This window comes from uncultured Campylobacter sp., from assembly GCF_938018145.1.
Lineage (GTDB): Bacteria > Campylobacterota > Campylobacteria > Campylobacterales > Campylobacteraceae > Campylobacter_A.
Window position 1 is genome coordinate 1 of sequence record NZ_CALIII010000271.1, and the last position, 4,393, is coordinate 4,393.

The following is a 4,393-nucleotide window of genomic DNA, read 5'->3' on the forward strand; positions in this document are numbered from 1 at the left end:
ACCGTGCTAAAAGAGGGGATGGTCTTTAGCGTGGAGCCGGGGATCTATCTGCCCGGCGAATTTGGCGTGCGCATCGAGGACGTCGTGGTCGTGCGCGAAAACGGGGCTGAAATTTTATGAGAGTAGCGGGGGCGAGGCGCTTTAGCAAATGCCTCTTTTTCCCGAAGGTTTTTGATTTTAGACCGGGCTTTAAAAATAGCGTTATTTTGGGGCTTGGAGGCAATATCGGCGACGTGAAAAAACGATTTTGTCGGCTGCATTTTAAACTCAGCCGAGATAGCAGGTTTCACGTCGTGGAAAACTCGGCGCTCCTCATAAACGAGGCGTTTGGGTTTAAGGAGCAGGCTGATTTCACAAACGCCGTAATGCTTGTGCAAACGAGCCTTGCCGCGAGGCAAATTTTAAAAATAACGGCAAATTTAGAGAGGCGTTTTGGACGCGTGAGAAGCTTTAAAAACGCGCCCAGGACGCTTGATATAGATATTTTGTATTTTAGCGGACGAAACAGAAACGATGCGCGGCTGGTGCTACCGCATCCCGGCGCGCAAAGCAGGGCTAGCGTGATTTTGCCGCTTGGGACGATGAAGCGCGTTAGCAAAAGCGGAGTGAGATTTTAAGATTTAGCGGCGCAAAGCCTAAATTTGAAGCGGGAACGGAAAATGCATAGCCTTTGCCGCGACGATTTGGGCTAAAGGCAGCTAAATTTAGCGAGAAACGAAGGAGAAGATTTGGCGACGAAGTTTTATACGTTTACCGGCGAGAGCAGTATGGAGGCGCTAAAAAAGGCGCAGGCTCAGTGCGGCGAGAGGGCGATCTTGGTAACGACGAAGCAAATTCAGCCAAAGACGATAAACAAAAAGCCGCTTTATGAAATTTTAGTTAGCGTCGAAGAGGACGCGAGCGAGCAGAAAAAAAATCAGCCACAAAAGCAAAATTTAAAGGGCTACGAGGAGTTTTTGCGCGCTCAGGCAGCAAAAGAGGAAAGGCCGCAAAAGATTATTTTAGACGAGCGCGAGCTTTTTAGAGCCGAGCAGCAAAACGCCAAAGCGGCGGTAAATTTGACTCAAAACTCCGCAAGAACCGCGCCGGGGAATCAAAACTACAAAACCGCTCAAAACAGCGGCGAGGACATACTCCTAAACATCTCAAAAGCCGCAAAAGAGATAAGCCAGATAGCAAATATCGAAACCGCGCCCGGCCGTCAGGATCAAATTTACGACAAAAAGATCGACGACGTCGCAAGACAGGTAAGTGCGCTCAGTGAAAAAGTAAATATGATAGCCGATATGTTCTGGGAGGAGCGAGCGGGTGCCAGAAACAACCTAATTATACCGCCAGAGTTTGCCGGCATCTACAAAGACGCCAAAAATAGCGGCATGAAGGAGGAGCACCTAGAGCAGATAATGAAAATAACCGCGGAAAATATGTCGCCTCAGATGAAGGCCAATCCGACAGCGGTTAGGAGATATTTTAGCTCGCTTCTTAGAAAGATGCTACCGTGCAGGAGCGAAGAGGATAATAGAAAACAAAAGATCATGATGCTGGTGGGGCCTACCGGAGTGGGTAAAACTACGACTCTAGCCAAGCTTGCGGCGAGATTTGCATACGGCGAGGGCAGACGCGCGAAAACGGGCATCATCACGCTTGATACCTACCGTATCGGCGCGGTCGAGCAGCTGTTTCAATACGCAAAGATGATGAAGCTACCGATCCTTGACGTTATCGAGGTGGAGGATTTTAAAAACGCGCTAAAACAGCTAAATCACTGCGAAGTGATCCTCATAGATACCACGGGCAGCTCGCAGTACGATAAAGAAAAACTAGCTAGGCTTGAAATGTTTTTAAAGCATAGCGACGCACAAATAGACGTAAATTTGGTGCTTTCGGCGGGCTCAAAGATCGATGATATGCTTGAAATTTACAACGGCTTTAGCTTCCTTGATATCGACACTCTGATCATCACCAAATTTGACGAAACCAAAATTTTCGGTAACGTATTTTCGCTAGTTTACGAGATAAATAAACCCGTTAGCTTCTTTTGTCTAGGACAAGAGGTGCCTGATGATATCATGGTTGCTAAGAGCGAGTTTTTGGTCGATTGCCTCTTGCAAGGGTTTAATAAGGATAAAAAATGAACACTCAAGCCGAGAAACTAAAAGATATAGTAGCCTCTAGATCAAATGCGAAAAACACGCGCTTCATCGCCGTAACTAGCGGCAAAGGCGGCGTTGGCAAGAGCACCATAAGCGCAAATTTGGCAAATATCTTCGCTAGAAACGGCTACAAAGTCGCGCTTTTTGACGCGGACATAGGGCTAGCAAATTTAGACGTCATCTTAAACGTGCGCATAAGCAAAAATTTGCTCCACGTGCTAAAAGGCGAGTGCTCGCTAAAGGATATCTTGATCGAGGTAAAGCCGAATTTGACGCTGATTCCGGGCGAGAGCGGAGACGAGATACTTAAATTTAACAACCAATTTTTATACGAGCGCTTTTTTGAGGAGTCCTCGAGCCTTGACGATCTTGATTTTATTATCATCGACACGGGGGCCGGTATCGGCGGAAACACGCAGCTGTTTTTGGAGGCCGCAGACGAGGTTATAGTAGTCACCGTGCCCGATCCCGCCGCGATAACCGACGCCTACGCCGTCATCAAAATCACCTCTAAAAATAAAGACAACTTGCTAATGCTTTTTAACATGGTGAGGAGCGAAAAAGAGGCTGTTAGGATATTTGAACATGTGCGAAAAGTAGCTAAGGCAAATATCGAAAATCCGCTAAATTTGGAGTTTTTGGGCGCTATCAGCGAGGATAAAAACGTCTCTCGCAGCATAAAACAGCGCACGCTTTTTACCGACGACAGCAGATACGATGCCGCGAGCATGGAGCTTGAGCAGGTGGCGTCAAAGCTACTTTATAGATTGGAACAAAAAGTGCTTAATCCAAGTACGAACAACAGCTTTGGCGGCTTTTTTAGGCGGCTAATGGAGCAATTTTAAATTTAGGATTTTACTTTGAGAGCGGAAAATTTTATAGCATTTTTTACGGTTTGCGGATTTTTCATCGGCGTGACTTTTTCGGCATTAAAGCTGAGCGACCCGATAGATATGCTGGTTTATACGTTTCTCATTACGTTTTTTTTCTATCTTTTGGTACACGTGGTTATTATAAATTATTTAGACGCCAGATCGTCTCTAAAAAGGCGGTTTGATAAGGAACTATACGAGCAGAGGGCTGATTATCTTATTGGCGAACTAGCCCTTAGAGAAAAGCGAATAGATAATCTCTTAAACAAGCTCGCCAGCGAAAATATGCTGATAAAACAAACGTTAAATAAGAGCAACGAAAGTAATGCAAAAGCCGCTTAATCCATACGCCCAGACGATAAAAAAAGAGCAAGACGACATCGTACTAGCCTATATGCCCGCTCTTCGCGCGATGGCTTTTAGGCTAAAGGAGCGCTTGCCCGCTCATATCGACGTTAGCGACCTGATAGGCGCGGGGCTTGAGGAGATGGTAAAGCTCTCTAGAAAATACGACAAAGAGCAAAACGACTCGTTTTGGGGCTACGCGCAAAAGCGAGTTTACGGCGCGATGCTTGATTTTTTACGCGGACTTGACGTGGTTAGCCGCTCGGACCGCACTTTGGTAAAGTCTATCGAGGCTTTGGTGGATGAGTATTTTAATAAATTTGAGTGCGAACCCGACGATGCGTATATCGCGGGCAAGCTTGGTATCGAAGTAGAAAAAGTAAGCGAAGCAAGAAACGTGAGCGCGGTCGTCGCCGTCCTAAACATCGACGATCAAATGGAGCTAATGAGCGAGGAAAATACGCTAGAACGGATCGAAAAAGAGGACTTGATAGAAAAGATAGCTCAAATTTTAAACGAATTTGAGGAGCGCGACCAGCTCATCGTGCAGCTTTATTATTACGAGGAGCTGAGTCTAAAGGAGATCAGCGAAATTTTGCAGATCACCGAGAGCAGGATATCGCAGATCCATAAGCGCTTGATGGAAAAAATAAGAAAAAAGCTTGAGGGCAAATAATGGCGGACATTTTAAGTCAAGAAGAGATAGACGCGCTACTAGAAGTCGTAGATGACGAAGAGGCGAGCGGGTCGATCGGTGAGGGCGGCAAAGAAGAGCAGCGCCAGGTAATAATCTATGATTTTAAACGCCCAAACCGCGTCAGCAAAGAACAACTACGCGCTATAAAGGGCATACACGATAAGCTTGCGAGAAACTTGGCCTCTCAAATTTCAAGCGTTATGAGAAGTATCGTCGAAATCCGCCTGCACAGCGTAGATCAGATGACTTACGGCGAGTTTTTGATGAGTTTGCCAAGTCCCACTAGCTTTAACGTCTTTTCGATCAAGCCGCTTGACGGCAACTGC

The 4,393-nt window shown here is 46.3% G+C and carries 6 protein-coding genes and 1 pseudogene; all 7 read left to right on the forward strand.

What is annotated here, in order from left to right:
* Positions 1-120: M24 family metallopeptidase (locus Q0338_RS06265; RefSeq protein WP_298086019.1), on the forward strand; the 120-nt coding region annotated here is incomplete at its 5' end.
* Positions 117-617, forward strand: coding sequence for a 2-amino-4-hydroxy-6-hydroxymethyldihydropteridine diphosphokinase (folK, locus tag Q0338_RS06270; protein WP_298086014.1), 501 nt, complete (start codon positions 117-119; stop codon positions 615-617). The genes Q0338_RS06265 and folK, both read left to right, overlap by 4 nt.
* 111 nt (positions 618-728) lie before the next feature.
* Positions 729-2,135: a flagellar biosynthesis protein FlhF gene (gene flhF / locus Q0338_RS06275; protein WP_298086015.1), complete on the forward strand. Its 1,407-nt coding sequence runs from the start codon at positions 729-731 to the stop codon at positions 2,133-2,135.
* Complete coding sequence (locus tag Q0338_RS06280) at positions 2,132-2,998, forward strand: MinD/ParA family protein (RefSeq protein ID WP_298086016.1); 867 nt, start codon at positions 2,132-2,134, stop codon at positions 2,996-2,998. Before flhF ends, Q0338_RS06280 begins: the two co-directional genes overlap by 4 nt.
* A gap of 15 nt (positions 2,999-3,013) precedes the next feature.
* Positions 3,014-3,367 carry a hypothetical protein gene (locus Q0338_RS06285; protein ID WP_298086017.1) on the forward strand — a complete coding sequence of 118 codons (354 nt, stop codon included), beginning with the start codon at positions 3,014-3,016 and terminating at the stop codon, positions 3,365-3,367.
* Entirely contained in the window at positions 3,351-4,046 is a 696-nt protein-coding gene (locus tag Q0338_RS06290; RefSeq protein WP_298086018.1) for an RNA polymerase sigma factor FliA, read from the forward strand. Before Q0338_RS06285 ends, Q0338_RS06290 begins: the two co-directional genes overlap by 17 nt.
* Positions 4,046-4,393: pseudogene (locus Q0338_RS06295) on the forward strand (flagellar motor switch protein FliM); the annotation flags it as partial. The gene Q0338_RS06290 and the pseudogene Q0338_RS06295, both read left to right, overlap by 1 nt.

What these genes read in the sequence shown, in the direction of transcription:
- folK (WP_298086014.1), top strand. Translation starts at nt 117, where the DNA reads ATGAGAGTAGCGGGGGCGAGGCGCTTTAGCAAATGCCTCTTTTTCCCG.
- Q0338_RS06280 (WP_298086016.1), top strand. Translation starts at nt 2,132, where the DNA reads ATGAACACTCAAGCCGAGAAACTAAAAGATATAGTAGCCTCTAGATCA.
- Q0338_RS06290 (WP_298086018.1), top strand. Translation starts at nt 3,351, where the DNA reads ATGCAAAAGCCGCTTAATCCATACGCCCAGACGATAAAAAAAGAGCAA.